At 51.8% G+C, this 2,505-nt stretch carries 4 protein-coding genes; all 4 read left to right on the forward strand.

Features of this window, described 5'->3' with window-relative positions:
- On the forward strand, window positions 1-373 hold a 373-nt coding region (locus tag ABYP33_RS18580), incomplete at its 5' end, for a FliH/SctL family protein (protein ID WP_373092776.1).
- Window positions 374-400: 27 nt separating this feature from the next.
- Window positions 401-1,720 carry a flagellar protein export ATPase FliI gene (gene fliI, locus ABYP33_RS18585; protein ID WP_373092781.1) on the forward strand — a complete coding sequence of 440 codons (1,320 nt, stop codon included), beginning with the start codon at window positions 401-403 and terminating at the stop codon, window positions 1,718-1,720.
- Window positions 1,721-1,737: 17 nt separating this feature from the next.
- Window positions 1,738-2,199 carry a flagellar export protein FliJ gene (gene fliJ, locus ABYP33_RS18590; protein ID WP_373092777.1) on the forward strand — a complete coding sequence of 154 codons (462 nt, stop codon included), beginning with the start codon at window positions 1,738-1,740 and terminating at the stop codon, window positions 2,197-2,199.
- 78 nt (window positions 2,200-2,277) lie between these two features.
- Window positions 2,278-2,505: hypothetical protein (locus ABYP33_RS18595; RefSeq protein WP_373092779.1), on the forward strand; the 228-nt coding region annotated here is incomplete at its 3' end.

The following is a 2,505-nucleotide window of genomic DNA, read 5'->3' on the forward strand; positions in this document are numbered from 1 at the left end:
AATGACCCTGGCCATATCAAAGCAATTATTACGTCACGAATTAAGTTTGCGACCTGAACTCATTGAAAATCTCATTCATAAAGCCGTGGCGGCATTACCCTTAAGTAACAGCGGTTTTGATATTGTCCTGAACCCTGACGATGCTGATGTGCTGCGAGGCTTGCACGCTGAGCGCAATGAAGTGTTGGATCCCGCTTGGCGTTTGATTGAGGATGCCACGGTAAGTCGCGGTGGCTGTCGTATTAACAGCGATCATTCAAGAATTGATGAAGAGCTAGAAACGCGTATTCAGCACGTTGTTGCTGAAATGCTGGGTGAGACGATGGTGCCTCCGCAGGCAGACGATAATGACATTGTTGAGCGCGGAGTTTAAACGGTGATAAATGATCCCAGCGAACAAATACAGCAGCGCTTTGCCTTGTATAGACAGCGCCTAAGCGGTGCTGGAAAACCGATCGTCGAGGGCCAGCTCAAAAGGGTGGTAGGCACGATGCTGGAGGCCGTGGGCTGTAAAGCGCCGGTAGGTGGCTATTGCCTGGTTGAAGCCGCAGATGGTGATTGGTTAGAAACCGAAGTGGTCGGCTTTGCCGCCGATAAAATTTTACTTATGCCCACGGGTGAGCTGCGCGGCGTAATGCCCAATGCCAGAGTTATTCCCATTGCCAAGGGCTCAGACTTCCCCGTGGGTGATGAGTTATTAGGTCGGGTGTTGGATGGCGCAGCCAAACCGCTGGACGGCAAAGGACCTTTGCATTGCAAGCAAACTCGCTCGATCAATGGCACGCCGATTAACCCCCTGTTGCGCCAGCCTATTCGGGAGCCTTTGGATGTAGGGGTGCGCTCAATCAACTCATTGCTAACGGTGGGCCGCGGGCAGCGTTTAGGCTTATTTGCCGGTAGCGGCGTAGGTAAAAGCGTGTTGCTGGGCATGATGACCCGCTTTACCGAGGCGGATGTGGTGGTGGTGGCCTTAATTGGCGAACGTGGCCGCGAGGTAAAGGAGTTTATTGACAGCATTCTTGGCACTGAAGACATGAAGCGGGCGGTGGTCATCGCAACACCAGCAGATCATCCGCCACTGATGCGTATGCGGGGGGCATGGCTGGCAACATCGATTGCAGAGCATTTTCGTGACCAGGGTAAGCAAGTGTTATTACTTATGGATTCGTTAACCCGATTCGCCCAAGCTCAACGTGAGGTGGCCTTGGCTACAGGTGAGCCGCCTGCGACGAAGGGTTATCCGCCGTCAGTTTTTGCTCGCCTACCGGCACTTGTCGAACGCGCAGGTAATGGCGCCGTTGGTGGTGGCTCAATAACGGCGTTTTATACTGTGCTTGCTGAGGGTGATGACCAAAATGACCCCATAGTGGATTCAGCGCGAGCGATTCTAGACGGGCATATTGTGCTGTCGCGGGCCTTGGCTGATGCCGGCCATTTCCCTGCCATTGACGTGGAACGTTCGGTAAGTCGAGCTATGAATGATATTACCGATAAAAGCCATCAAGATCAGGTGCGCTATTTTCGGCAGATGTACTCGCTTTATCAGCAAAATCGCGACCTTATAACGATTGGCGCCTACCAGCGGGGCAGTGATGCCCGTTTGGATCACGCCGTTGGCTTGTGGCCGAATATGGTGAAATTCCTGCAGCAAGCCTATGATCAATCAGAGTCGTTCGACAGTTCGCTTGATCAGCTCAATTTATTACTGGATGACGCATAAGCTAAATAGGTGACTAAATGAAGAAATCTCAGCGTATGCAAACCGTGAATAGCTTGGCGGACCGCAAAGAACAGGAGCAGGCTAAGCGTTTTGCAAAAAGCCAAAAGCACTTTGATCACCAGCAAAAGAAATACGATGAGTTAAAGCAGTATTATCGTGAATACGCTGATGCTAGCCAGAGTCACACCGCGCAAAAATTGGACGTACACCGTTTACAAGAAACCCGTCATTTTATGAGTAAGCTTGCCAAGGCGGTGACTCAGCAGGGCGAGGCCGTTGCGCGTGCTGAAGCCAATGTGGCGACGGAACGTCAGCATTGGTTAGACAGTCGCTGTCGCGCAATGAGTTTAGAGAAGCTCACTGATCGCTATCGCGAGCAGGAGCAGCAGCTGGTCAATACGGAAGAACAGCGGCAAGCAGACGACCTAACGAGTCAACGCTTTGTTTGGTCGGCTCGACAAAATATGGATTTGGCATAAGCCTTGCTCTAATTTTAGTATTGCCGGTTTTAGCCTCGGGGCTGCCGAATCAGCTTAATCTGTAAAGGTTACTTTTTTATGCCGTCTAGCTCTCTTCCCGCGCTGAGTAGCAGCGAAGCAGTTCAGTCAGGGCGCGCCGCCGTGAAAGGGGCGAATGCCAGTGAGTCGACCTCGCAATTGCCCTTTAATCAATTGCTTGCCGGAAATATGGGCAAGGCCAGTCATCTTCATACCGACACCGACACACCGAGCGATGCCGATGCTTTGGGTCTGTTAACTGAAGAAGCTGGTGGTGGCTTAAATGTC

The organism is Zhongshania sp. (genome assembly GCF_041584495.1).
Lineage (GTDB): Bacteria > Pseudomonadota > Gammaproteobacteria > Pseudomonadales > Spongiibacteraceae > Spongiibacter.